27 protein-coding genes and 1 riboswitch are annotated in these 23421 nt (G+C 37.1%); of the genes, 5 read left to right on the top strand and 22 right to left on the bottom strand.

Annotation, left to right across the window (positions count from 1 at the left end; translation table 11 throughout):
• Nucleotides 1-33: 33 nt before the first annotated feature.
• The 8 genes from lepB to QUG14_RS05815 all read right to left on the bottom strand — a co-directional run bounded on the left by lepB (nucleotide 34) and on the right by QUG14_RS05815 (nucleotide 6069).
• Nucleotides 34-573 carry a signal peptidase I gene (lepB, locus tag QUG14_RS05780; RefSeq protein ID WP_289339571.1) on the bottom strand — a complete coding sequence of 180 codons (540 nt, stop codon included), beginning with the start codon at nucleotides 571-573 and terminating at the stop codon, nucleotides 34-36.
• A 176-nt stretch (nucleotides 574-749) separates the two neighbouring features.
• Nucleotides 750-881, bottom strand: a complete 132-nt coding sequence (locus tag QUG14_RS05785; RefSeq protein ID WP_289339572.1) for a hypothetical protein — start codon at nucleotides 879-881, stop codon at nucleotides 750-752.
• 138 nt (nucleotides 882-1019) lie between these two features.
• Nucleotides 1020-1844, bottom strand: a complete 825-nt coding sequence (locus tag QUG14_RS05790; protein WP_289339573.1) for a GNAT family N-acetyltransferase — start codon at nucleotides 1842-1844, stop codon at nucleotides 1020-1022.
• A gap of 134 nt (nucleotides 1845-1978) precedes the next feature.
• Nucleotides 1979-3016: a DUF3231 family protein gene (locus QUG14_RS05795; protein ID WP_289339574.1), complete on the bottom strand. Its 1038-nt coding sequence runs from the start codon at nucleotides 3014-3016 to the stop codon at nucleotides 1979-1981.
• A 49-nt stretch (nucleotides 3017-3065) separates the two neighbouring features.
• The gene (locus QUG14_RS05800) at nucleotides 3066-4103 is read right to left on the bottom strand and encodes a DUF3231 family protein (RefSeq protein ID WP_289339575.1); all 1038 of its coding nucleotides are present in this window, start codon (nucleotides 4101-4103) and stop codon (nucleotides 3066-3068) included.
• Between the two features lie 67 nt (nucleotides 4104-4170).
• Complete coding sequence (locus QUG14_RS05805; RefSeq protein WP_289339577.1) at nucleotides 4171-4674, bottom strand: CBO0543 family protein; 504 nt, start codon at nucleotides 4672-4674, stop codon at nucleotides 4171-4173.
• A 219-nt stretch (nucleotides 4675-4893) separates the two neighbouring features.
• A complete protein-coding gene (locus QUG14_RS05810; RefSeq protein WP_289339578.1) occupies nucleotides 4894-5577 on the bottom strand; it encodes an AraC family transcriptional regulator in 684 nt (227 codons plus the stop codon).
• 78 nt (nucleotides 5578-5655) lie between these two features.
• The gene (locus tag QUG14_RS05815) at nucleotides 5656-6069 is read right to left on the bottom strand and encodes a VOC family protein (protein WP_289339579.1); all 414 of its coding nucleotides are present in this window, start codon (nucleotides 6067-6069) and stop codon (nucleotides 5656-5658) included.
• 575 nt (nucleotides 6070-6644) lie between these two features.
• Here QUG14_RS05815 and QUG14_RS05820 point away from each other — a divergent pair.
• Entirely contained in the window at nucleotides 6645-7028 is a 384-nt protein-coding gene (locus tag QUG14_RS05820; RefSeq protein ID WP_289339580.1) for a hypothetical protein, read from the top strand.
• A 41-nt stretch (nucleotides 7029-7069) separates the two neighbouring features.
• Here QUG14_RS05820 and QUG14_RS05825 read toward each other — a convergent pair whose 3' ends face one another.
• From QUG14_RS05825 to QUG14_RS05845, 5 genes are all read right to left on the bottom strand, one after another.
• Nucleotides 7070-7537 carry an SRPBCC family protein gene (locus QUG14_RS05825; protein ID WP_289339581.1) on the bottom strand — a complete coding sequence of 156 codons (468 nt, stop codon included), beginning with the start codon at nucleotides 7535-7537 and terminating at the stop codon, nucleotides 7070-7072.
• Between the two features lie 133 nt (nucleotides 7538-7670).
• The gene (locus QUG14_RS05830; protein ID WP_289339582.1) at nucleotides 7671-8699 is read right to left on the bottom strand and encodes a tetratricopeptide repeat protein; all 1029 of its coding nucleotides are present in this window, start codon (nucleotides 8697-8699) and stop codon (nucleotides 7671-7673) included.
• Nucleotides 8700-8724: 25 nt separating this feature from the next.
• Nucleotides 8725-9090, bottom strand: a complete 366-nt coding sequence (locus tag QUG14_RS05835) for a VOC family protein (protein WP_289339583.1) — start codon at nucleotides 9088-9090, stop codon at nucleotides 8725-8727.
• Between the two features lie 147 nt (nucleotides 9091-9237).
• The gene (locus QUG14_RS05840) at nucleotides 9238-10824 is read right to left on the bottom strand and encodes a catalase (RefSeq protein WP_289339584.1); all 1587 of its coding nucleotides are present in this window, start codon (nucleotides 10822-10824) and stop codon (nucleotides 9238-9240) included.
• 124 nt (nucleotides 10825-10948) lie between these two features.
• Nucleotides 10949-13057 carry a transglycosylase domain-containing protein gene (locus QUG14_RS05845; RefSeq protein WP_289344078.1) on the bottom strand — a complete coding sequence of 703 codons (2109 nt, stop codon included), beginning with the start codon at nucleotides 13055-13057 and terminating at the stop codon, nucleotides 10949-10951.
• Nucleotides 13058-13274: 217 nt separating this feature from the next.
• On the opposite strand from QUG14_RS05845, the gene QUG14_RS05850 reads away from it, so the two are divergent.
• Complete coding sequence (locus tag QUG14_RS05850) at nucleotides 13275-14285, top strand: DUF3231 family protein (RefSeq protein WP_289339585.1); 1011 nt, start codon at nucleotides 13275-13277, stop codon at nucleotides 14283-14285.
• Nucleotides 14286-14346: 61 nt separating this feature from the next.
• On the opposite strand, the gene QUG14_RS05855 is transcribed toward QUG14_RS05850, so the two are convergent.
• The 3 genes from QUG14_RS05855 to queD all read right to left on the bottom strand — a co-directional run bounded on the left by QUG14_RS05855 (nucleotide 14347) and on the right by queD (nucleotide 15959).
• On the bottom strand, nucleotides 14347-14544 hold the full coding sequence (locus QUG14_RS05855) for a Fur-regulated basic protein FbpA (RefSeq protein WP_289339586.1): 198 nt from the start codon (nucleotides 14542-14544) through the stop codon (nucleotides 14347-14349).
• 210 nt (nucleotides 14545-14754) lie between these two features.
• Entirely contained in the window at nucleotides 14755-15483 is a 729-nt protein-coding gene (gene queE, locus QUG14_RS05860; protein WP_289339587.1) for a 7-carboxy-7-deazaguanine synthase QueE, read from the bottom strand.
• The gene (gene queD / locus QUG14_RS05865; RefSeq protein WP_289339588.1) at nucleotides 15480-15959 is read right to left on the bottom strand and encodes a 6-carboxytetrahydropterin synthase QueD; all 480 of its coding nucleotides are present in this window, start codon (nucleotides 15957-15959) and stop codon (nucleotides 15480-15482) included. Before queD ends, queE begins: the two co-directional genes overlap by 4 nt.
• A 233-nt stretch (nucleotides 15960-16192) precedes the next feature.
• Nucleotides 16193-16239: riboswitch (PreQ1 riboswitch) on the top strand.
• Nucleotides 16240-16367: 128 nt separating this feature from the next.
• Here queD and queF point away from each other — a divergent pair.
• Entirely contained in the window at nucleotides 16368-16868 is a 501-nt protein-coding gene (gene queF / locus QUG14_RS05870; protein ID WP_289339589.1) for a preQ(1) synthase, read from the top strand.
• A 117-nt stretch (nucleotides 16869-16985) separates the two neighbouring features.
• Nucleotides 16986-17516: a hypothetical protein gene (locus QUG14_RS05875; protein ID WP_289339590.1), complete on the top strand. Its 531-nt coding sequence runs from the start codon at nucleotides 16986-16988 to the stop codon at nucleotides 17514-17516.
• A gap of 12 nt (nucleotides 17517-17528) precedes the next feature.
• On the opposite strand, the gene QUG14_RS05880 is transcribed toward QUG14_RS05875, so the two are convergent.
• From QUG14_RS05880 to QUG14_RS05895, 4 genes are all read right to left on the bottom strand, one after another.
• The gene (locus QUG14_RS05880) at nucleotides 17529-17954 is read right to left on the bottom strand and encodes an OsmC family protein (RefSeq protein WP_289344079.1); all 426 of its coding nucleotides are present in this window, start codon (nucleotides 17952-17954) and stop codon (nucleotides 17529-17531) included.
• 90 nt (nucleotides 17955-18044) lie between these two features.
• Complete coding sequence (locus QUG14_RS05885; RefSeq protein ID WP_289339591.1) at nucleotides 18045-19040, bottom strand: aliphatic sulfonate ABC transporter substrate-binding protein; 996 nt, start codon at nucleotides 19038-19040, stop codon at nucleotides 18045-18047.
• A gap of 34 nt (nucleotides 19041-19074) precedes the next feature.
• A complete protein-coding gene (locus QUG14_RS05890; protein WP_289339592.1) occupies nucleotides 19075-19836 on the bottom strand; it encodes an ABC transporter permease in 762 nt (253 codons plus the stop codon).
• Nucleotides 19769-20611, bottom strand: coding sequence for an ABC transporter ATP-binding protein (locus QUG14_RS05895; protein ID WP_289339593.1), 843 nt, complete (start codon nucleotides 20609-20611; stop codon nucleotides 19769-19771). The genes QUG14_RS05890 and QUG14_RS05895 overlap by 68 nt, the downstream gene beginning before the upstream one ends.
• 344 nt (nucleotides 20612-20955) lie before the next feature.
• Here QUG14_RS05895 and QUG14_RS05900 point away from each other — a divergent pair, with 344 nt between their 5' ends.
• On the top strand, nucleotides 20956-21141 hold the full coding sequence (locus tag QUG14_RS05900) for a hypothetical protein (RefSeq protein ID WP_090759593.1): 186 nt from the start codon (nucleotides 20956-20958) through the stop codon (nucleotides 21139-21141).
• A 68-nt stretch (nucleotides 21142-21209) separates the two neighbouring features.
• On the opposite strand, the gene QUG14_RS05905 is transcribed toward QUG14_RS05900, so the two are convergent.
• Both QUG14_RS05905 and cysI read right to left on the bottom strand, forming a co-directional pair.
• Entirely contained in the window at nucleotides 21210-21485 is a 276-nt protein-coding gene (locus QUG14_RS05905; protein WP_289339595.1) for an aspartyl-phosphate phosphatase Spo0E family protein, read from the bottom strand.
• 202 nt (nucleotides 21486-21687) lie between these two features.
• Nucleotides 21688-23406: an assimilatory sulfite reductase (NADPH) hemoprotein subunit gene (cysI, locus tag QUG14_RS05910; RefSeq protein WP_289339596.1), complete on the bottom strand. Its 1719-nt coding sequence runs from the start codon at nucleotides 23404-23406 to the stop codon at nucleotides 21688-21690.
• Nucleotides 23407-23421 lie beyond the last annotated feature (15 nt).

Consider the following 23421-nt stretch of genomic DNA (forward strand, 5'->3'; position numbering starts at 1 on the left):
AGCACACGTCATTTCCTAAATAGTTTTACTGTATTATTTAATATTTCTAATTTGCGTAAATGGCAGAAACACAAATTCAGGCTTCCCGACAATAGTTTCTTTTTGAATATAGCCTAAACCATTGCGGCTATCCATACTGTGGAGTCGGTTATCACCCATAACAAAATAATTATTTTCCGGAACGATTTCGGGTCCAAAGTCACCTGTTAATAGACTCCCCTTTTGTTCCGCCTGTTTACGATTTTTAGAAAGATAGGATTCCTCGAATTGAACACCATTAATAAAAAGTTGATCCTTCCTCATTTCAATCGTATCTCCTGGTAAAGCGATTATTCTTTTCACATAGTTAACGTCAATTCCTTTAATAATGACAATTTCTCCTCTTTTAAAATTGTCGGTTACATTTAATTTATTTACAAAGATTTTTTCATGATTATGTAATGTCGGTTCCATCGAAGCACCCTCGACAATGTATGGGGCAAAAATAAATGTTCTAACCACTAGTGTTACTCCTAATGCAATACAAATGGACTTCGCCCAACTTTTTATTTCATTTATTATATGGTTATTCATTTATATTACTCCCCTTTATTGATAGATTTTATTAGACTATTATATGACAGTACTTTCTCTTCTGCACTGATTTTGACTTAAACTTCCAGATAGTATTTCTTTCTTTCCAAAAAAAGAAAAGCCGTCATCATGACAGCTCCGTTTACCTTTAGGAATAATAATTCAGTGATACTATCCTAAAACCATATTCTTTTATAATAATCATATTCATAGAGATCTAAATTTTCTTCACACTCTTTTTGCGGGGCACACTCTTCACAAGGTTCTTCCTGCTTGTTATGTTCACATTGTTCAAATAAAAGTTCCATGGTTTCGTTCCCCTCTCCTAGTTCTTACTATTATTATAATGTAAACGGTTACAATTGTCTCTATTTTTTTTATAAAAAAAGTAGTAATATGAGAAAAATATATCAAAAGAGGGATTAAAGATCCCCCCTTCTGGTTAATTAATTTACCTTATAGTAATCCTGTGAATGATAGCTTCTAAATCCGCATGATTCATAGAGCTTTAGCGCATGCGCATTTTTCGCTTCAACCTCTAGAAAAATAGACAAACCTTTCTCTTCCTGCATTTTTACTACTTTCGATAGTGCTTTTCTGCCGATTCCTTTTCCCTGGAGTTCTGGAAAAACGGAGAATCCATAAATCCACGATTCACCATTCATTTCAGAAAGACGCATTTTCCCAGCAATTTCCCCTTCAAATTCTATAATAAGTCTTATGTCTGTATGAAGGTCTTCGTTTTCCTTCTTGTACTGACGTGCTTCCTGTTCTTTTAATCCAAAGCACTGGACATCGAGTTGTATTTCCGCTTCCCAATCTTCTTCTGAAGATGATGGTCTAACCATAACTGTATCATCGACTGCTAACACGGTTTTATGCCATTTCATTTGATATTCTACCATCGACAAGGTGCAGGGGATGTTCTTTAAGAACTCCTTCGCAGATTGGGACTCGGTTGGAGCATTTAACAAAATGGTCCTCGTTTCACGTTTCTTAGCTTCATCTAGGGCACCTTCTAACAACTTAGAAAATATCCCTTTTCTTCGAAAATCCGGGTGAACCATACCGCAAATCTCTACTTTATTTCCAAAATAATAGCAGCCTAGATAACCAACAAGGGCACCATCTTCATAATGAAAAAAGTCTTCCTTCCGTTTTCCAGACCTGGTTTCAAGCATATCAAAATTTAACTTTAACTGAAGACTGCCCTCCTTCTCACAAATTTCCTGAAGCGTTTTTATATCCAACAATTCTTCTTTCGTCAACATTCTATACTCTCCTTTTGTTTTAACAACCTCTCCAATATTTTTCTATTTAAGTTCTATTAACACCTTCTTTTTATCCATTTTTTTCATAGAAAAAAGGATAGACTTGAGCTCTATCCTTTTCAAATAATTACCTTTTACTTATCATGTTGTTTATTTTCAATGCCTTCCTTGTTGCCTTTGGATAATGCTCTACGGTCACTTGCTTTTGGCGGTTCTTCCATCCAACCATTTTCAATCATTAGATTGGCACCATCTTCAGCGTATCTGACGAGTTCACTAGTCATCACGATATATTTTTCAGCAATGTCCGCTCTAGAGGTAACACTCAAAGCCGTTCCATAAAAGGCAATCGCTATCTGGGTTGAAAGTTGAACTTGATACATCATCCATTTATCTGAAAATGGGGATGTTGTGGAGTTGGTAACATGCGATTGCCATGATATCGGTGAATTCAACATCTCTTCACGAAAAATTTTACCAAATGAAGCGATATGTTTATTGGATATCTCTTTACCCCTATTTATATATTGTCGCACTTTACTAGATGCCGCTACTTGGCTGAACCCGACCTTTAATGCGACATGCATATGCATTTTGTTCATATTAAAGGTAATATCCCCTATTTCAATCCCCGTTAAGGGACGCTTCTCCCCAAACCAGCCCGTTAAAAAACTCTGGTGTTTAATAAAGTCAATATTTTCAGCAGGGGTAAGGGTCGCTGGCCTTGAATAAAGCCCTTTCGTCAGCATCGTATCAATGGTTTTATCAAAAAGCGCCATGGTTTCCGTATTACAGGTCATATAATATTTTCGAAGATCAGCTCGAATAGAGGTACTTAGAGATAAGGAGTAACCGGTCAGCCCTTGTAATGACATTATGTATATATAGTACAAATAGAAAGGATCTTGAAATAAGCGCGGGGCATGCGTGTTGACATCTTCCTCTGTAAAACCTTTTGGAATGGGAACACTCTCCCCTCCAAAAAAATCCTTCACTTTTTGAACATGTTTCACAGAAAGCTCAAGTGATTGTTTGTAAATTTCAATAATTTTCTCATCTACTAAGTGTTCAAGCGCATACCTAATAAAACCAATGGACATGGAATCAAACATGTACTGTGTCCATAAACTGGAAACCTCTGGAGCGGTTAGTGAAATTCGAGTTGAATCCATATCACTTCTCCTTTACATTTAAAAGACCTTCCAACATTTAAAATCAAGATTACTTTGAAGACAATTTCTCACGATCTATTGCTTTAGGTGGTTGTTCCATCCAACCGTGTTCAATCATGATATTTGCCCCATCTTCTACAAATAAAGAAACCTCGGTAAGTGATTTCATATACATCATACCAATATCTCGTCTCCCATTTACGGCCATAGAATTTGCAAACGATCGAATCTTGATTGAAAACATATCTACTTTATGAAACACCATTATTCGATCTGAAAAAGGTGAAAAAGTAGAATCCGTAACTAAATGATCAATTTGAGATGGAAATGGTAAATTATCTTTATGCATTTTATCTTGAAAACGCTGAACTTCTTTGTCCGTAATTTCTTTTCCTTTAATAAAATATTCTCTAACTTTTTCTTTTTTTGCTACCTGGCTGAAACCAATCAAAAGTGCTTTACTCGTTATGTTATTTTCAATATTATCGTACAAATGTGTAATTTCTAACGCATGTAAAGGTCGGATATCGCCAAAGAAGCCATTCAAATAGTTTTCCTTTTGGATAAAATCAACTTTTGTAGGCACAGGAATTGTAGGAGCCTTTATGATGTATCCTTTTTCGAGTAATACATTGTTAATCTGCCCTAATAGAATTGTGGTACAGGTGCTACAGTGGATGAAAAATTCACGTATATCTTCTCTCAACGTCAAAGGAATGGCAATCGCATATAAACTGAGTCCAGCTTTAGCAGCATATTTCAAATAATGAACGTAAAATTGGTCTTCAAATAACCTAGGTGCTCCGAGATTAACGTCCTCTTCTGTAAAACCTATGGGGATTACGGCCTTATCATTCGTTAAAAACTTTTCAATGGTCTTCATAAAATCCACTGTAAGGTTGTATCCATTTTCCAGTAATATTTTTACATATTCATCTTCTACATTTTTAAGAAAGTAGCTCAAAATCCTGTTAGACATACTATTTCCTAAATATGCAGCCCATAGCTTTCCCAATTCGATGGCAGTAAATGGCTGATCTGGACTTAATTTATCAGAGCTTATGTTGATCGGTTTGATTAAATCCATGTTAAATCCCCTTAACCTTAATTTACCTTTAGTTTTTACATCCTAACAAAATATATTCTATTGCTCTTCAATAAATGGGAACTTCAAAGAAAATGACAAAGAATAAAATGATTGGAATGGAGATTAGTAAAGCTGCAACTTGGTGTTTATAATGTAGAAGCAGCATGGAAAAAATGATCAAATTGAATAAAACTGACCATCCCATCGACCAACCGTGATGATGAGAAACTAGGTTAAGGTAACGTAAATTTATGTATTCTACCACTGAATATAAAATCACCCAGAAGAGGAGCCACAGGACTACTCTATATGTACCCTTTGGAATATTTCCGAGATAAATGATAACAGTGGCCGGGTACGCTACAAACATGATTAAAAATGAAACAGCTAGATGATTGGGCAGGAGATTTTGACCAAATATCGTCTCCTTGTACTCCCACATAAGATAATTTTTGCAGAGAACATTATAAAGCAAATCACCAAACCAAAAGAATAAAATAGTGGAATGGTATTTACTCCATCGCTTCCAGTCACCCCATTTCAGACCAGCAATAAGAAACAGGCTATTCAATAATAAATGCACCTTATCAACTCCGTTTTTTCTATCAATAACAAAAAATCATTTCAGTTTAAATATTATTTACTGGAAATAAACTGGATATTCCATAATTGTGTAAATAAGAATTAGCTTAACAAACGAACAAAAAAGCGCTTCTGCATGTGATAGAAACGCTAGCAACAAACTATTAAACCTTAATAAACTTAGTGTAGGCTTTTGTCCAACGCTCGATTAATTGCTCGTCTTTAATCTTTTAGAACGTTGCGCCCTTAAAATTTCTAGGTATTGTACATCACCCAATCCATACTCTTTGAAATTTTGTATAAGGGAGTATACAAGTTCTTTTTCCGTCATATTTTGGTGCTTTTTGATATACATCGTTAGGTTACTGTCCTCATTAAGATATGTTAAATATAACTCAACTCCCTTCTTTAAGGGTACTAGATGGATCGATTTAGGGAGCGTTTTATGTATCAATACATCTATAAAAAGTTCATAATATCCCGCTGCCATTAATGTGTACTTACTAATAGGTTCAAACTTTTCTCCAACAATATGAAGGTCAATGGGCTTACTGTGACCGTTTTTATCGAGCCAAGCAAGAATCGAGAGGATATTGATTTGACAAAACATATCCTCGTCAAACCATAGTTCTATGTGGGTAAAACCTTTGCTAAGAAGCGGTTTTATCGGATTTATAGTGATTTCAGTATATTGCTCTGGACTTACATGATGAACCTTTGCACGTATCTCGACAAATTCACGTGTGAAGAGCTTATCTGTTGTGTCCCCAAAACACATTGCTTCGTTAAAGGGAATCATTATTTCACCTTGGAGGAAATTCGTCCTTTTAAAAAAATCGTACATTGCTTGCCCATTTAATATATGTAATGTTGTTTCATGAACCATCGTCACCAAACCTGCCCTTTCTGTCAGACCCCTCAATCCAGCACCTTTTTTCGAGTTATTGTTCTAATAGTTTCTCCATCACTACTAAGAAAGAAACTTCTCTTTATATATTGGACTAAGTTCACTCCACACATCAAATTTATTTCCGTCAAGGTCATAGAAAACAAAGTTTCTTCCACTATGTCCACGGTTTTCGATTTCCCCTACTCTAACTTCTTTTTCCTTGAACTCGCTATGAATGGCTTCAAGAGCATTTATTCCATTCACTTCAAAAGTGATTGAGAAACACTCATCTCCATAAGTATTATAGAAGTTGGAGTTTTCATCTTTCTTTGCCTTTACAAGAAAGATACTTTGATTGGCAAAATTAAGTATAGCTTTGTCTTGATCTTTATAGTTTAATACTGCACCTAATTTGGTTACATACCATTCTGACGAAAGTTCTACATTGCTTACTGGTAAATAGGTAGTTCCAATTCTAAGTAATTTTTGTTCCATTTCATATTCCCCTTTCTATTCGTACGCATCTCTTTGTCTTAAGCAAAAGCATTAAACCCCTTTAAAATGTTTTTATAATTAAAGCATCGTGTCAAATAACGTTCGAAAGTCCATGATCGTCCATTACAAAAAACAAATAGCGTGAACACTTATAATAATAGTAGAATATTTAATTTTCATATTGGGAATCCAAGTCAACTTTACATTTTGGCCATCCCAATCTACATAAAGAGTCTCCTACTATACCCCCTTAATACAAATTAAGAATGAAAAAATAAAAAAGAAGGTCAGAACCCTATCCAAGACCGTTTGATTATGAGTACTTTTTTCATCTTTTGTATTTTTAATAAAAAATACAAAATTAATAAAAAGCAGGACTCCAAGAAGAGATGTAATAAACATAAAAAGAAATCCTTCCATAACATTACCCCCTTTTTTACCCAACCTTCATTTTATTCGCTTTTAAACAAGAATTTTCCTTTTTCCACCATATAAAGAATAGACAAATGGTATTTAAACTTGTTAAGATGTCTAATAACATAATTCATTTTTTATTAAAAAAGGAGCTACACATAATGTTTTTAACCAAGCTTCAACAAGAGGAGAAAGAAGCGTTTCTAGAGTTAGCCTATTTAATGGCCACGATTGATGGGAAATTCTCGGTTTTTGAAAATCCAGTTATTGCGAAGTATCAAAAGGAAATGGATCTTGAAGATTATAAAATCAAAGGCGTAGCGATAGATGATATTCTTAAGGTTTTTAAAGAAGAACGCTCCAAACATATTGTACTAACTGAAATTCTTCGACTAGTCTATTCAGATGGAATTGTTCATGAAAATGAACAAGAATCAATCACTTTAATTAAAAAACACTTTGGCTTCGACGCCAATAAGTATGCTACCTTCAAAGACTGGATCGTAGGAATAAAAGAATTAGCGAATTATCCGGAGCATGAATAAATAACATGAGAAAAAGCAACGCTCCATGTCGTTGCTTTTTCTCATTTTCGACTTTTACGCGATAGATAAAGGTTTTTCTTTATTTCTTTTTCAAGACTTAGGAAAAATCTCTCTATTCCCTTGTTTGCTCCGCCGTTGATAGCACGCTCTGCAATCCCAGACAGTGTGCCAGTTACTTTCACTTCAGCCTGAATAGTGAGTTGAGTGCTGCCTTGATGTTCATTAAAGAATAAATGCGCATTTCCGCTAACTTCCCCTAAATTCCCTTTTCCTTGCAGGAGCAAATGACAATAAGATGATGCCTGTTCTTTTTCAATCCTAACCTCGAGTGTAAATAAATCCTTCAGTGGACCTATGTTCATGTTAATTTCAGATTGATATAATCCAGGTGTCCTTTGGGAAATTGTTCTGCAGTTTGGGATTGCGTTACCTAGAACTTTTTCATCCTTGATGTACTTCCAGACAATTTTCCTCGGCAAACCAAAAGTATGTTGGTATTCAATTTTCAAAGGATCCCCTCCATTTTGAAGGTCTTAAAAGATAAAATACCTATTTTAACTAATATTCAATACACACATGAATATTCAAAATTTATTTTTTGAGACTTGAATAAATGCGATGACAGCATCGTCATCGCATATTTTAACGATATTCAATTTCCTCATCCACTCGATACATGATATAAAAAGGATACGATCCGTCATAATAATATGCAGTTTCCTCTTGGTATCTTGTGCGTTGTATTAACGGAGGAAATCCTCGATTAATCATTCTGTTTCTTAACCGATTCACAGACTGTATATAGGTGTTAGGTCTAATGGTATCGACAACAGAGAAATCATGTCTTGTAGCTGGATGCTCTTCTGAACTTTTTAATAGGTAATAACCGAGCATATATCCTTGGTCCTGCGTGAGGGTAACCTCCTCATCCTCAAATACGGCAATAATCGTCCGATCACTGAAATATACTAGTAGTGTTTCTGGAGGTGGAGATGAAATTAATTTTTCACATTCCGCTTTTGAACAAGTGTCAGTCACATCTTTACCAATCTTATAAAAAGCATTTCGCAGCAAATATTTATCATTTTCAATTAAACTGCTAAACAATGGAGACAATTCCTGATTCGGTATTTCAAAAGTCTTAACAAGAGGTAATTGATTCATTTTTTCATATGTTTCCTTCGCAATATGCAGAGCGCAATTTGTCAAATAAAGATGGGCATTTAACTGCTGCTGTTCATTAAGTTGATAAAGATGCTGTTTCTGGTATTGATCATGGTCTATTGCATGTTGGAAATACTGAATCGCGTTTGCATATTCATTATACTTATAAGACAAAAAACCTAGACGATAAGAAGCCAATGGATTTCTTTTATCGTATAGTAAGGCTTCCTCCAGACAACTCCGAGCCAAATAATCATCTTTTTGGTATTCCGTTTTCAAATACGTTCCATAGTGGATGAGAGAGTAAATCAATTTCCTTTTTACATAATCGAGTGAACTTTGATAGTCCTCAATATTTTGGCTGACAAACTGGGAGAGTTTTCGGTACATTTCCCTATACAAGTCAATTTTCATGGAATAATTTGAATATCCATATTCCCTCTCCTGCTCATTCAGTTCTTCTTCAATTTCCTCTAATTCTTCAATTGATTTATCCCGTAAACTCATTTTCCTCCCTCCCTTCTATGAAATGTCAGATCCACTCTAGCAATTCAATGCGGTTACCAAAGGGATCGGATGTATAGAAACGATTAGCTCCCGGAAGATTATTGTCTTCAACTACTTCTAATCCATTTTCAATTAAATGTTTCTTCAATGTTTCGATATTTTCTATCTCAAAGGCAGGATGTGCCTTTTTCGCCGGAGCAAAAGGCTCTTCCACGCCAATATGTACTTGTGTACTTCCATTTCGAAACCAAACACCGCCGCGCTTCTTCAATTGTGCTGGTTTTTCCATTTCCTCAAATCCTAATATATCGATAAAAAACTTCCTTGCAGCATCTTCACACCCCTTAGGAGCCGCTAGTTGAATGTGATCAATGGCTTTAAAACGATACATAAAATAAACACCTTCCCTTAAAATGAATGTTTTATTAAATACAATTTTCGCCACAACTTGATAAAATCCTTCTATCTTGCCTATCAAATCACTTCGCCAATAAATCACAAAAATGGCCGAACTCACCAAGAGTTCGGCCATCCTATATTAATATGGGTCTGCTTCATGTCCCATTTGTTGTGCCTTATTGGTCGCCTCATCAGCGGCAGCACTGCTTGTATGGGTAGTTTCCTTCCTCATCTCCACTGCCTTCGCTACTCCGTCGCTTATCCGTTTACCATAATCCTCGTCTGCGTTAGTAAAGTACTCAATCATTTTATTCTGAATTTCAGGTCTGCAGACTTTAAGCGCGTCGACTAGGTTGCTTATGAGTTCTTCTCTTTCCCAGTCTTCAAAGTTCCTGTACGTATCGCCTGCTTGTCCAAAATCATTGGTACGGTCAATTTTTTCACGAACCAATTTATCATTGTAGTGTGGTTCGTGTACTTTCCCTACCTGTTCCGCTTCCTTTAAGCCTCCGATAACTGAAGGCTCATAGTTTACGTGTGGATTTTGACCCGAATCTACATGATAAGACATTTGGCCGCCCCGCTGATTGGTTGCAACCCGCTTCTTAGGAGCATTAATTGGAAGTTGTAAATAATTCGTACCTACGCGGTATCGCTGTGTATCTGAATAGGAAAAAGTTCTGCCTTGAAGCATTTTATCATCAGAAAAATCTAATCCGTCTACCAATACTCCTGTACCAAACGCTGCCTGCTCCACTTCATTGAAATAATTTTCCGGATTTTTGTTTAATACCATTTTTCCTACCTTTAAGAATGGAAACTTGTCTGTTGGCCACAATTTGGTGTCATCTAACGGATCAAAATCCAATTCAGGATGGTAATCATCGCTCATAATTTGAACACAAAGCTCCCACTCAGGATAATCACCATTCTCAATGGCCTCATATAAATCCTGGGTAGCATGGCTAACACTTTTAGCTTGTATTTGCGATGCTTCCTTTTGGGTAAGATTCTTAATCCCTTGTTTCAACGGTTCCCAGTGGTACTTAATTAAAACAGCCTCACCGTCCTTGTTCACCCATTTATATGTATTTACACCTGAGCCCTGCATTTGGCGATAATTCGCAGGAATTCCCCATGGAGAGAAAAGAAATGTAACCATATGTGTAGCTTCTGGTGTCCGAGAGAGAAAATCAAACATCCGTTCAGGATTACTTAAATTTGACACTGGATCGGGCTTAAACGCATGAATCATGTCAGGAAACTTCATCGCATCACGAATAAAGAATATTTTAAGATTATTCCCCACAAGATCCCAGTTTCCATCCTCCGTATAAAACTTCACCGCAAAGCCCCTAGGGTCACGTTCAGTTTCTGGTGATTCCATCGCGCCGGCTACCGTCGAAAAACGAACAAAAACCGGAGTGCGTTTTCCCTTTTCTTGGAATAGCTTTGCTCTTGTATATTTGGCGATATCCTCATTACCAACCTTACCATAAGCCTCAAAGAATCCATGCGCACCAGCTCCGCGTGCATGAACCACCCGCTCTGGCACTCTCTCACGGTCAAAATGAGATATTTTTTCAATAAAATCATAATTTTCTAGTGTTGATGGTCCTCGGTTTCCAACGGTTCTAATATTTTGGTTATCTGTTACAGGATGACCTTGGCGATTTGTTAATGAGTTTGCACTTTCACCTGTCCCCCGCCCATTGTTGTCTTCCATTTTATCCCTCCATTGCTAAAAAATAATACTATTTATTTATTTCCAGTTTCACTTTTTATATGTACACAAAAAGGGCCGGTGTTTTACGACCAGCCCTTTCAAGAAAATCATCAAAAATCAGATATTATTCATCCTCATCTTCTTCATTTTCGTCGTCTTCATCTTCATCATCATTATTTTTATCCTTATCTTTTTTCCCCTTATTTTTTTCCTTCCCCTTCCCTTTGTTTTTTTCTTTTTCGTTCTTAGCCTTTTCCTCTTTTTCTTTTTCTTTTCTAGCCTTTTCTTGTTTTTCTTTTATCTTTTTAATTTCGTTCTTATATTTTTTCTCAACACTTGATAAGGCAAATTTCTCGTCAGAAAGCTCTGATTTTGATTTCTCTACTATTGCTTTAAAAATGACTGGCGTGGTCCCACTGCTTGATGTGTCTAGATAGTGATTTTCATCCGTTTGGTCGTAGCCTAACCAGACCGCTCCGACAATGTCAGGGGTATAACCAACAAACCAATGATCCTTCGTTCCACCGTCATTCGCAAACGGCAGCTGCGTTGATCCTGTTTTACCAGCTACATCAATGCCATTCATGAAAGCCTTCTTCCCAGTACCCTCCTTTACAACACCTTTTAGCATGTAGGTGATTTTTTGTGCAACTTCAGGTTTTGTCACTGTAGTCGATTTACTCTTCCATTTCGCAATAACCTTTCCATCTGCGTCTTCTATTTTTTGAATAGAATGAGCCTCTACCATTGTTCCGTTATTGGCAAATGCGGAGTAGGCTTGTGCCATAAATAATGGCGAAGTTCCTTCGTTCATACCTCCAAGTGCAATCCCGAGTGAATGGTCTTCTTCTTGTAAAGGAATACCGAATGTTTCCACTTTCTTCGTACCCTTTTCCAATCCGATTTGATTTAATAACCAAACTGGAGGAACATTGTAGGAATTCACAACTGCGTCATACATCGTGACCTCGCCGCGATATTGCTTATCATAATTCTTAGGCTGGTAGCCACCGATATTAAGAGGTCTATCTTCTAACAGATCAAAGACTTCATAGCCTTGTTCTATTGCAGGGGTATAAACAGCTAATGGTTTCATGGTCGAACCTGGCTGTCTAATTAATTGTGTGGCATGATTAAACCCTAGAAAGGTATGTTCGCCTCTACCTCCAACAAGTGCTTGTATACCTCCACTTTCAGGTTCAATGAAAACGGCCCCGCTTTGGAGCAGTTGATCGTCTGGACTCGCTGGGAAAAGATTTTCATTCTGATAGACTTCTTCTGTCGCCTTCTGAATGGTTGGATTTAATTCTGTAAAAATATGAAGACCACCAGAAAGAACTTCGTTTTTCGTTAGTTTATATTTCTTCATTGCTTCCTCTATTATATGGTCCACATAATAAGGGTATTTGCCATCATACTCGTCATCTACTTTTTCTTCATTTAATACCACTGGCTGTTCTTTTGCTTTTTCAACATCTGTTTTACTAATGTATCCTTCCTTTTCCATCAAAGATAAAACGAGATTCCTGCGCTCAACTGATTTCTCCATATTCTTAAATGGTGAAAGTATCGATGGAGCTTTAATTAGCCCAGCAAGCATCGCCGACTCACTTAAGGTTAATTCACTAGCCTCTTTTCCAAAATAGGTTTTAGCAGCCCTTTGGATACCCCATGCACCCTCGCCAAAATAGATCTGATTTAAGTATCTCTCCATGATTTCGTCTTTGGAGTAAGTACGTTCAATTTTCTTCGTGATAATTAGTTCCTTCACTTTTCGAGTATACGTCCGTTCATGTGTCAAAAATGCATTCTTGGCCAGCTGCTGGGTAACAGTACTCCCGCCTGCAACAATGTCACCACTCAACATGTTTTTAAACATAGCCTTCATAATCGCAAAATAATTGATTCCATGATGCTTGTAGAAACGTTGATCCTCAGTTGCTATCACAGCATGGATGACCTCTTTTGGGATTTGTTTGATCGCTACTCCTTCAATACTGGTGTTTGAAACCTTGCTTGCAATCTCCCCATTTCGGTCGTAGATAATGGTTGGCTGTGGCGCAGGCTTATTTAATTTACTGACATCACTGGTCCAAATAAAGATATTTACAATCAGTAAGCCACATAAAGCGGCAATGATTCCTGCAATCATTAACTTTTTAACCAAACCCTTTTTAAAAAACTGACTCCAATCACGTTGTTTAGACGCATTTCTTTTCTGTCTTCGTTCCATTCGTCCCACGTCTTAACCACCCTTTAACTCTGATAACTTCTTTATCCTTTTACATATCGTTTCATTTTAAAACGAAAATCATGAAAGTTAATGAGAAATAAGTCTTACATTTACTAGTACCAAACGCTCAATATTCACAAAAAAGGATAACAGTGATACATATAATCAATAACAATGGAAAAGATTGTAGTAGGTATTCAAATTTTGGAGGTAAAGTATGGAGAATGATCGAAAAGTAAAGATAACTTCAGCAGAATTAGCTCAACTTTGGTCGCAATATATGAATGACAGTGGAAGTGTTTGTGTCCTAACATTTTTTTTAGCAAAGGTTGAAGACCCTGAAATTAAATCTGTTATTGAATTTGCCTTACGATTATCAAAGACACATATAGAAAAATTAACGGTCTTCTTTAATCAAGAGGATTATGCTGTCCCCTATGGTTTTAAAGTAGAAGAAGACGTAGATTTATCTGCTCCAAAATTATATACAGACAGCTATGTACTTCAGTTTATCCATCAAATGGCGAAGATTGGACTAACCAATTATTCCGCCAGTGTCGGTTCAGCAGTCAGAACAGATATTACAGATTATTATAGTGAATGCGTCTCTGAAACCATGCAATTATACAAAGTATCCAAGGACTTATTGTTGGCAAAGGGTCTTTATGTAAGGTCTCCATTTATTCCTAATGAAAAGGTTGAATTTGTAAATAAACAAGCTTTTCTTTTTGATGTTATTGGTGAAAAAAGACCCTTAATTGTCTCTGAAGTAGGCAATCTATATGCAAACATCCAACGAAACATATTAGGTGTAGCTACCCTGATAGGATTTAGTCAGGTCTCAAAGGACAGGGAAGTTACCAAGTTTTTTCTTAGAGGAATTGACATTGGAAAGAAACATGTTAAGGTATTTGGAGCAAAATTAGAGGAATGTAATTTACCTGTTCCGGCTTCACTTTCTGCAGAAGTAACAACCAGTACCTCGTACACATTTTCCGATAAACTAATGATGTTCTTTACAACTGGGTTAATTGCATTAAGTATCGGTTATTACGGAACGGGTGTAGCTCAAAGTCCTCGGATGGATTTGGGGGTCATGTTTAACAGATTATCTTTAGAAGTTCAATTGTATTCAGAGGACGGTTCCAATATAATGATAAACAATAAATGGTTGGAACAACCTCCGATGGCTGCAGACCGTGGCGAGTTAGGTACGGAAAAAAAATAAAAGATTAATTAATAAAGCCGGTCTTTATGACCGGCCATACATGTTCATTAAGTATAATTCTTTATTGCAGCTGTTGGTTTTCTTGTTCCAAATTTCCCTTAATAGTTATGGATTCGATATGTTTGTATTCTTTCTCTAGGTCACTTAAGGTCCATTCATAAAGATGTCGATCTTCTTTCTTGAATACACCAATTTTAAGCAGTTTATCAATGAGATATTGCCTTCTTTGCTGGACAGCGGTTCGAAGAATATTCTTCATACCATGTCACCTCCAGATTTTTAATGCCTCCTTAACTACCTAATCGATTTTAAACTTTTCCAGATTTTGTGTGTGTCGATATTTAGCATATTTACCTACTCTTAAAGCAAACTTCATCTTAACTTAATAAAAGAAATTAAACTGTATTTTTAATAATGGTCTACCTACACAAAAAAGCCCACCTAACACTTATTAGGTGGGCCTTGCTATCTAAACACCGCGTTTATTTCCCCAAAGCAGAGCATGCAATTGAGGCAGTACTCTGACATCGTTTAATTGACTGTCTTCGACGACTGAATTAACCAGCCACTCGTATTTAAGCAGCAGCTTTTGTACCAATTCCTGGTTATTGACATTTGTTAGATCATCGTTTCCAACAGAGAGGTAGAACGGAATACCTTCATATCTTTTATGAACCATTCTTGCGTATTCTAAATCAGCTTCATCGAATATAACGACTTTTAAACTTACATTGTTTTCAAACTGGTTTTCATCTAGATTAATAAAAATTGAATCTAAAATATCAAAATTAGTTTCCATTTTTGAACTCGGTGGTTTTGGTGAAATGGTCAGTTCATCAATTTTTAAAAACCAATCTTGCCATTTGCTTCCCTGTGTTTCAATTCCTATATTAATGTTCTGTTCTTTTAATAAATCAATCAATGAATCTAGGTTTTTCAACAGTGCAGGATTCCCCCCTGAAATGGTTACAAAGGAGAATTTGTCACCGCCTGCTGACTTTAACTCTGACCATATTTCTTCTGCGGTCATCTGCTTAATATCATCCTTGGCGCTGCCGTCCCATGTGAAGGCTGAGTCACACCAACTGCACGAGTAATCGCAGCCAGCTGTGCGGACAAACATGGTTTTTTGACCAACGACCATTCCCTCACCTTGGATGGTAGGCCCGAAAATTTCTAAAACAGGAAGTTTACTCATTCTTCCATCCATTCCCTTCTAGCTTCTGCATAGCTGGTAGGCGTTTCAAAAAGGCGGACAAATTCTACTCTTGCTCCGTGAAATCGATCCATGTTCTCTTCTTTGCCTAAAGCTTCCTGCATTTTTTCATATATCCAAACAACGATATTTTCTGCTGTTGTATTCATCGGTGGAAGTGTTTCATTTAGATAGCGGTGATCAAGGTGAATTTCAATTTCACTTTTCCATATTTCCTTGATATCGCCAAAGTCCATCATTAATCCTCTGTCATCCACATAGCCGCTGATTCCGAAAACGACTTTATAGGTATGACCGTGGAGGTTCTTGCACTTTCCTTCATAGCAATGTAAATGATGTGCCGCATCAAAAGTAAATTCTTTACTCACTAACACACGTTTCGTATGATATTTTAATTCCTTACGCTGAATGTCTTCATCTATTTTCTGTAGTTTATCGACGATTCTAAATCCATACATGGTTTAGTCCTCCAAAATTGAGAAAGCAGTACCCCAAGATAGAAGTACTGCTTCATCTTAGTTTTTTTTACGAGGGGTGCTAAAAACCTCTTTTATTTTCTGTTAGTATAATATCATAAAAAATCTAAAAGAGTAACTTTTATAATTTTAGGATTATTTTTCAACCATTATTTTTCAATTGACGTTTTGTAAGCTGTCCTATATTATATGTAGAAGATAATACTCGTACTTGAACGAGAGAGGTTCATAGCTGATACCCTCTATAAAAAACTATGGATACATGACTCTATGCCATGTCCATAACGGACATGGCTTTTTTGTTTTTTATCACTATAGTTTGTAATAGAACGACAGCTGAGTGCTCTCTTTCGCAAAAGTGTTGGGATACATTTTACAGGGGGTTTATATATGTCAGGCCGTAGCCACGAAGAAGGATTAAAGGATTTAACACTACTAGGTAATCAAAATACAAAATACTCATTTGAATATGCACCACAGGTACTAGAGGCAGTCGATAATCTTCATCCAAATCGAGATTATTTTGTGAAATTTAATTGTCCAGAATTCACTAGTCTATGCCCGCTTACTCATCAACCGGATTTTGCAACGATGTACATTTCGTACATTCCAGATAAAAAGATTGTTGAGAGTAAATCGCTGAAACTGTATCTATTTAGTTTCAGAAATCATGGTGATTTCCACGAAGATTGTGTCAATATCATTATGAACGATTTAATCAAGCTGCTTGATCCACGTTATATTGAGGTTTGGGGCAAATTTACTCCACGCGGAGGAATCTCCATTGATCCGTGGTGTAACTATGGCAAACCAGGTACCAAATATGAAGAAATGGCAACTTTCCGCTTGATGAACCATGACCTTTATCCGGAAAAAGTAGATAATCGTTAAGTTCCATTTTGAAAACTATATTTAATAAAAATTAAATAGTCCTGTAAACCTTTATCGGTTTTCTTATGATACATTGAGTTTAGTAAAGACTAGACGAATGAAGAATGAGTTGATCGCATGTTAAATGTTAAAGAGGTAACCGAACAGTTAAGGGTTGCCGGAATCACAGATAGTGAACAGGTTGTCATCCGTTGGATTCTCGATGGAAAAATAAAGGCAAAAAGGACCAAGCATCTAAATCTTGAGTACTCGATCCATCCTGTGGATTTAGTGTCCTTTATTTTAGAAAAGAGTATTGAGAACAAAACAAAACAGTTTGGCGTTGATTTTCATCAGTGGGAAAAAACGTTTCGTGAGAATCAAACTTTCAAAGAAGAGATCGAACAATTAAAAACTTCTATCCGGATTGAACAGGCAAAGAATAGATCACTAAAAAGAATGCTAAAAGCAGAGTATGCTTTGTCGGAGACTCCACCCCTGACCTTAACGTCCTTGATAGGCTTAGATCCTGGGGCAGATTCAGAAGTCATTTTGAAAGAATACAAGAAGATTTTAAAAGCCCTTCACCCTGATAGAGGTGGCGATGAACGACTCTTTAAAGTATTTTATGAACACTACACGAAAGTAAAGGATCCAGCAAAAAGCTGAATCCTTTTTTTATTATAAAACCTGGTTTCCTTTTACTCCGTTAATTGAGTAGCTTGCTACGATGTTGGCGCTTAATGAATGGGATACTGAGCAGTATTTGTCTTTTGATAGTTGGATTGCACGAACGACTTTTTCTTCTGGGAGGTTGCCTTCTACTAAGTAGTGTATATGGAAATCTGTAAATTTCTTTGGCTCCGTGTCTGCCCGGGTCCCCTCTACATTCATCGCAAAACCTGTCAGCTCTAAACGCATTTTTTTCAGTATCATCACAATATCGATACCTGTACAGCCAGCAAGAGAATACAGCAGCAGTTCTGTAGGTCTAGCACCACTATTTTGACCGCCAACTTCTGGTGCTGCGTCCATCCTTAATTCATGTCCTGATGGTGTGGTACCGGTAAAGGCCATATCCCCTGTCCAAGTAATCGTTGATTTCATACCTATCATCCCTTTCATCTATGTAATCACACCTTATTTTACCTTAAAAAAGGTTTTGAACCCATTAACGAGTCCAAAACCTTTAAATAATTACTTCAATAATGACAAGTCAATTAGACCTTTTATATCACTGCTTGGAATATAGCCTGCTTCTTTGCTGATATCTGCCATTTCCTGAATTACTTTTTCATTAACATCTGTTGTTACGGCTAAACGTGAAAACGCTGCGTCTACTTCGTCTTTGTTCAACTCTTTACCAGTAAGATCTTTTAAATGCTTAATGACAATTTCTTTACTTTCTTCTGGATTGTCCTGAATAAATTTAACTGATTTTTTATGAGCATCTAAATATTTCTGTGATAAGTCTTTGTTTTTCAAAAAGTCAGTTCTCGCAGCAACTACTGTATTAGTAGATTCTTTCCCCCATGCAAATTCATCCCAGTCTAGAAGGAGTTTACCATTTGCTTGATTTTCAAGAACATATCCCCAAGGTTCTTGTGTTGCAGCTGCATCTACTTGCTTTTGAATGAAAAGAGACGCCGTGTCTGCAGGTGCTGCAGCAAATAAATCTACCGTACCGCCACTTGTTTTTGCTTTTAAATCAGCATCCTTTAAAGCTTTTCGTAACATAACATCCTGAGTGCTTCCAATGACTGGAATCGCTACTTTTTTACCATCTAAATCTTCTAATTTTTCAACACCGCTGCCTTCAGCAGCGACCAGAACCGCTCCGCCATTAACCGCACCTGAGATCAGATGGTATTCTTTGTTTTTCACATAAAAGTTAAGTAATGGACCAGGTCCAACGGTACCAACGTCAATTGCTTTGGTTGCCATTGCTTCCATAAATAATCCGCCATTTGCAACTGTTTTCGTTTCAATCTTTACATCTTTACCAAAGGCTTCTTCAAAATAGCCTTTTTCAAGTGCCACGATGGTTGCGATATGAGTTAGGTTTGGAAAATATCCAATCTTAACGGTTTTCACCTCTCCACCTTCACCTTCATTTGAAGATTGAGCACATCCACTAAGTAATCCAATAAACAATACCGTGATGAATAAATAAAGCATAGATTTTTTCAACATAAATTTTTCTCTCCTGGCAATTTTATAATTTTAATTAAGCTCTTCCTCTAATACCCCATTTTACTTCTACATTTCGTTCAAGTCTTGAGAAGACAACATTGTCGACAATGGTTCCGATTATCGCGATGATAATCATGACAGAAATAACTAAATCCATTTGACCAAGTGAACGACCCATTTCAAGCAGTTGTCCAAGTCCGCCACCGCCGCCGAGAAGCTCACCGGCCATCAGTGCACGCCAGGAAAATGCCCAAGCAATCCGAAGTCCTGATATAATTTGCGGGACAGATGCTGGCAGAATTACCGTGCGAAGAAAATGAATCCCGCCTGAACCATACACCTTGGCAACTCGCTGATATAGTTGTGGAACGTTTTTAAAGCCGCTTGTAGCATTCACCGTCATTGTCCAGGTGGCTCCGATGGTAACAATGAACAAGATGGAAAAATCGTTTAAACCAAACCAAATAATCGCGAGTGGGAACCAAACAATACTTGGAATGGATTGAAGTGCTGTTACGACAAAACCAAGTGTGTCTTCAACTAATTTATACCGCCAAATGAAATAACCAAGAATCAATCCGACCACAATTGCAATCGTAAATCCTAATAAAATACGTCCCATACTTTTTCCGATGGCAAGGGTAATTTGTCCACTTAGTAAGCCATTAAAAAGCGTTTCTAATACTTGGGTCAAACTTGGAAACATAAAATCCGGAAGGCTGGAAAATCTAGATGTGACTTCCCATATCACCGCTATCACCGCGATGAAGATGATCCGTCTTAAAGCTGTAGTCATCACCCATTTCCTCCTTCAATACTTTTTCGATTTCGTCCTGTAAAATTGATAATATTCGTTGTTCTGTATTTAAAGTAATGCTATCCGGTGTAACCCCGTCTTTCATGGTTGGAACTGGAATAATCTCCTTAATCCTCCCTGGACGTGTTGCAAAAACGACCACTTCCTCTGAAAGAAGTACGGCTTCCCTAATATTGTGAGTGATAAAAAAGATCGTAACTTTTGTTTTCCGCCAAATTTCGAGCAACTCTTTATGCAGCACCATTCTCGTTTGTTCATCAAGTGCTGAAAAAGGCTCGTCCATTAACAGGATGTCTGGTTCCATAACCAGTGCTCTTGCAATGGACACCCTTTGCTTCATCCCACCAGATAATTCATGAGGATAGGAATTCACATAACGGCTGAGGTGAACCATTTTTAAAACGTCAAGTGCCTTTGCTTTCGCTACTTCTTTGGGCATCTTTTTCAGAATCAGCCCATAGGTTACATTTTCTAAAACGGTGAGCCATGGAAACAAACCTGCTTCTTGGAAAACCACGACTCTCTCTGGTCCAGGTTTTGTTACCAATTTTCCATCAACACGTATTTCTCCACTATCTGATTTGTCCAGTCCAGCAATAAGGTATAGCAATGTAGACTTACCACATCCTGAAGGTCCTACAATGGAAACAAAGCTTCCTTTTTTAACATTCAAATTAATCCCGTCGAGAACTTTTACATGTTCTTTTCTATCATTAATAAAACTTTTTTCGATTTTATCTATCGTTAAGTACATTTTTTCCACCTCTTTTTAAATCCCCAGTAAATCTATTGGTTTTATTATATTACAAACATTAGGTAAGTCAACCTAATATTCTAGTATTCTGCAAAATTTCCTTCCTTTTTTGTATCAGCCCTTTGATATTAACTGAATTTTCTTTAAATATTTTTCTACAAATGACTGGCAATTCTACCGATTTCCCGTCGTTATTTGCAAGAACGTTCCTATTTCTTAAAGAATCTGGTGATTCATGTAGATAAGTTTTTTACAGTCAAAGCAGGAGAAACCCACCTTTTTCTAAAACTATTAAAGTAGACGAAAAACAAGTCTATTGAATAAGTTGAAAGGTGGTCATTGCTATGAGCCAAGATATTACCCTACAACAAATCGCTGAAGGAGTACCAAAGACACTATTATATGCATCTGATAGAGACATTGAAGGATTCCAAAAAATCATCGAAGAAACGATAAAACTAAGAGAAGCACATAGAAACCTGCAGAAAATGGTAAAAAGCTTTTCTACCTCTACGATCCAGCGTACGTAAGAATTTTTGCAAAAAAAAGACCCATCTTGGTCATATGGGTGGGTCTAAACATACCTTTTTCGATTTAATTATGAAAGTCTATTACTTTTGTATGGAATCATAAATCTGTAAGGTCTTGAAATTAATTTTACTAAATGCTGAACACTAGCAAAAAGATCATCTAGTATTAATGTTGATTTAGAACTTCCCTGTTTTACAGTTAAACTTCTATACTCATTAAGTAGTCTATCAAGTTCCTGACTGCAAACAATTGTTTCTTCACTAGAAAGTCCTTTGGCCATTCCTATTTCTATCATCTCAGCTCTTTTCTCATTAATTGCCTCTTCTAAATCTACTATCTTCATAACAAAAACACACCTCTAAACAATATAATTAATTATCTAGTTGCTTTAATATATTAGTCATGAACAGAATTATAGCATGTATTTAAATCTATTAAATCGTTTCGATAAAACAAGTTAAAATATGACAAAACTAGACGAATTTTAAAATTTCTGACTATTTTGCATAAAAAAAAGAGACAGGATTTCTGTCTCTTTTTTAAGATTAAGCATGAAAATTTGTGCCATCTGTCGTAGCCTGGACAATTCCAGCACGAATAACGAAATCACCAAAGTGCTCGTCTTGCTCGCGTTCTTTTGCGTAACGCGAAAGAATGACACGTAGTTCGCTCAAGATCTCTTCTTCGCCGATATTTTCTCGGTATATTTTACTTAAGCGGCTGCCATCATGGGCGGCTCCTAAGTACATATTGTATTTTCCTGGTGCCTTACCGATAAAACCTATCTCTCCGAGTGCATGACGTGCACAGCCGTTCGGACATCCTGTCATACGAATGGTTATTTCTTTATCTCGAAGACCGTTTTCGTCCACAATTTCTTCGATTTTATCGATTAGACCTGGCAAATAACGTTCTGCTTCTGCCATTGCTAAACCGCATGTTGGCAGAGCAACACAAGCAATCGAGCTACGACGGAGTGCTGAAATATGCTCACCATCCGTTAAACCATATTGTTCAATCAATTCATTAATTTTCTTCTTTTTCTGGGCTGATACATCAGCAATGATTATATTCTGATTAGACGTCAGACGGATATCACCTGTATGTATTTTGGCAATTTCCCGTAAGCCTGTCTTCAGCTTATAACCATCAAAATCCGCAACACGTCCACCTTCAACAAACAGTGTTAAATGCCATTTTCCACGAATGCCCTTCACCCAGCCATAGCGATCGCCATTGTTATCAAAATGATAAGGCTTTGCTTCACCAAGACTCCAGCCAAGGCGCTCTTCTAGTTCTTCCTTTATTGTCTCAAGCCCTAATCGGTCGACAGTATACTTGAAACGTGCGTTTTTACGTTCTGAGCGGTTTCCGTAATCACGTTGAATGGTAATCACTTTTTCAGCTACATCATAGATTTGCTCTGGTTTAACAAAGCCGATTACCTTGGCAAGCTGTGGATACGTCTCTTTGTCTCCATGAGTCATCCCCATGCCTCCGCCAATTGCTACGTTAAAGCCGACTAGTTTCCCCTCTTCCACAATTGCAATAAGTCCAAGGTCTTGTGAAAAGACATCAATATCATTCGATGGGGGTACAGCAATACCAATCTTAAATTTACGTGGTAAATAAAGCGGGCCGTACATTGGTTCGACTTCTTCTATCTCTGGTGTTCCAGCCACTTTTTCTTCATCAAGCCAAATTTCATGATACGCTCTTGTTCGTGGCAATAGGTCGTTGCTCAATTTTTTCGACCATTCGTAAACTTCCGCGTGGACCTCAGACTGATATGGGTTCGAGGCGCACATTACATTTCGGTTTACATCTCCACAAGCTGCAATCGTATCTAAAAGAGATGCATGGATTTCCTGAATCGTGCTTTTCATATTCCATTTCAAAATTCCGTGCATTTGGAATGTTTCTCGAGTAGTTAGTTTTAGTGTACCATTTCCATATTTTTCTGCTAAATCATCCATGACAAGCCATTGTTCTGGAGTAGCCACACCACCTGGCATACGCACACGAAGCATGAACTGGTAAGCAGGCTCTAACTTTTGCTTTTGGCGTTCATTGCGAAGATCACGGTCATCCTGCAAATAGCTGCCATGGTGTTTCATTAGGCGGTTATCGTCGTCTGGAATTCCTGCACTGATTCGATCAAGCATGACTTCTTTCAGTGTTCCGCGTAAATAGTTACTTTCTCGTTTAATGCGCTCAACATCACTTGGCGCGCCATCCGGTGCCATTAATTTTTGCTTCACCATTTATGAAAAATCTCC

This window comes from Neobacillus sp. CF12, assembly GCF_030348765.1.
Lineage (GTDB): Bacteria > Bacillota > Bacilli > Bacillales > Cytobacillaceae > Neobacillus.

Coding starts and splice junctions, on each gene's coding strand:
- lepB (WP_289339571.1), bottom strand. CDS start 573: ATGAATAACCATATAATAAATGAAATAAAAAGTTGGGCGAAGTCCATT.
- QUG14_RS05785 (WP_289339572.1), bottom strand. CDS start 881: ATGGAACTTTTATTTGAACAATGTGAACATAACAAGCAGGAAGAACCT.
- QUG14_RS05790 (WP_289339573.1), bottom strand. CDS start 1,844: ATGTTGACGAAAGAAGAATTGTTGGATATAAAAACGCTTCAGGAAATT.
- QUG14_RS05795 (WP_289339574.1), bottom strand. CDS start 3,016: ATGGATTCAACTCGAATTTCACTAACCGCTCCAGAGGTTTCCAGTTTA.
- QUG14_RS05800 (WP_289339575.1), bottom strand. CDS start 4,103: ATGGATTTAATCAAACCGATCAACATAAGCTCTGATAAATTAAGTCCA.
- QUG14_RS05815 (WP_289339579.1), bottom strand. CDS start 6,069: ATGGAACAAAAATTACTTAGAATTGGAACTACCTATTTACCAGTAAGC.
- QUG14_RS05820 (WP_289339580.1), top strand. CDS start 6,645: ATGTTTTTAACCAAGCTTCAACAAGAGGAGAAAGAAGCGTTTCTAGAG.
- QUG14_RS05830 (WP_289339582.1), bottom strand. CDS start 8,699: ATGAGTTTACGGGATAAATCAATTGAAGAATTAGAGGAAATTGAAGAA.
- QUG14_RS05835 (WP_289339583.1), bottom strand. CDS start 9,090: ATGTATCGTTTTAAAGCCATTGATCACATTCAACTAGCGGCTCCTAAG.
- QUG14_RS05840 (WP_289339584.1), bottom strand. CDS start 10,824: ATGGAAGACAACAATGGGCGGGGGACAGGTGAAAGTGCAAACTCATTA.
- QUG14_RS05845 (WP_289344078.1), bottom strand. CDS start 13,057: ATGGAACGAAGACAGAAAAGAAATGCGTCTAAACAACGTGATTGGAGT.
- QUG14_RS05850 (WP_289339585.1), top strand. CDS start 13,275: ATGGAGAATGATCGAAAAGTAAAGATAACTTCAGCAGAATTAGCTCAA.
- QUG14_RS05855 (WP_289339586.1), bottom strand. CDS start 14,544: ATGAAGAATATTCTTCGAACCGCTGTCCAGCAAAGAAGGCAATATCTC.
- queE (WP_289339587.1), bottom strand. CDS start 15,483: ATGAGTAAACTTCCTGTTTTAGAAATTTTCGGGCCTACCATCCAAGGT.
- queD (WP_289339588.1), bottom strand. CDS start 15,959: ATGTATGGATTTAGAATCGTCGATAAACTACAGAAAATAGATGAAGAC.
- queF (WP_289339589.1), top strand. CDS start 16,368: ATGTCAGGCCGTAGCCACGAAGAAGGATTAAAGGATTTAACACTACTA.
- QUG14_RS05875 (WP_289339590.1), top strand. CDS start 16,986: ATGTTAAATGTTAAAGAGGTAACCGAACAGTTAAGGGTTGCCGGAATC.
- QUG14_RS05880 (WP_289344079.1), bottom strand. CDS start 17,954: ATGAAATCAACGATTACTTGGACAGGGGATATGGCCTTTACCGGTACC.
- QUG14_RS05885 (WP_289339591.1), bottom strand. CDS start 19,040: ATGTTGAAAAAATCTATGCTTTATTTATTCATCACGGTATTGTTTATT.
- QUG14_RS05890 (WP_289339592.1), bottom strand. CDS start 19,836: ATGACTACAGCTTTAAGACGGATCATCTTCATCGCGGTGATAGCGGTG.
- QUG14_RS05895 (WP_289339593.1), bottom strand. CDS start 20,611: ATGTACTTAACGATAGATAAAATCGAAAAAAGTTTTATTAATGATAGA.
- QUG14_RS05900 (WP_090759593.1), top strand. CDS start 20,956: ATGAGCCAAGATATTACCCTACAACAAATCGCTGAAGGAGTACCAAAG.
- QUG14_RS05905 (WP_289339595.1), bottom strand. CDS start 21,485: ATGAAGATAGTAGATTTAGAAGAGGCAATTAATGAGAAAAGAGCTGAG.
- cysI (WP_289339596.1), bottom strand. CDS start 23,406: ATGGTGAAGCAAAAATTAATGGCACCGGATGGCGCGCCAAGTGATGTT.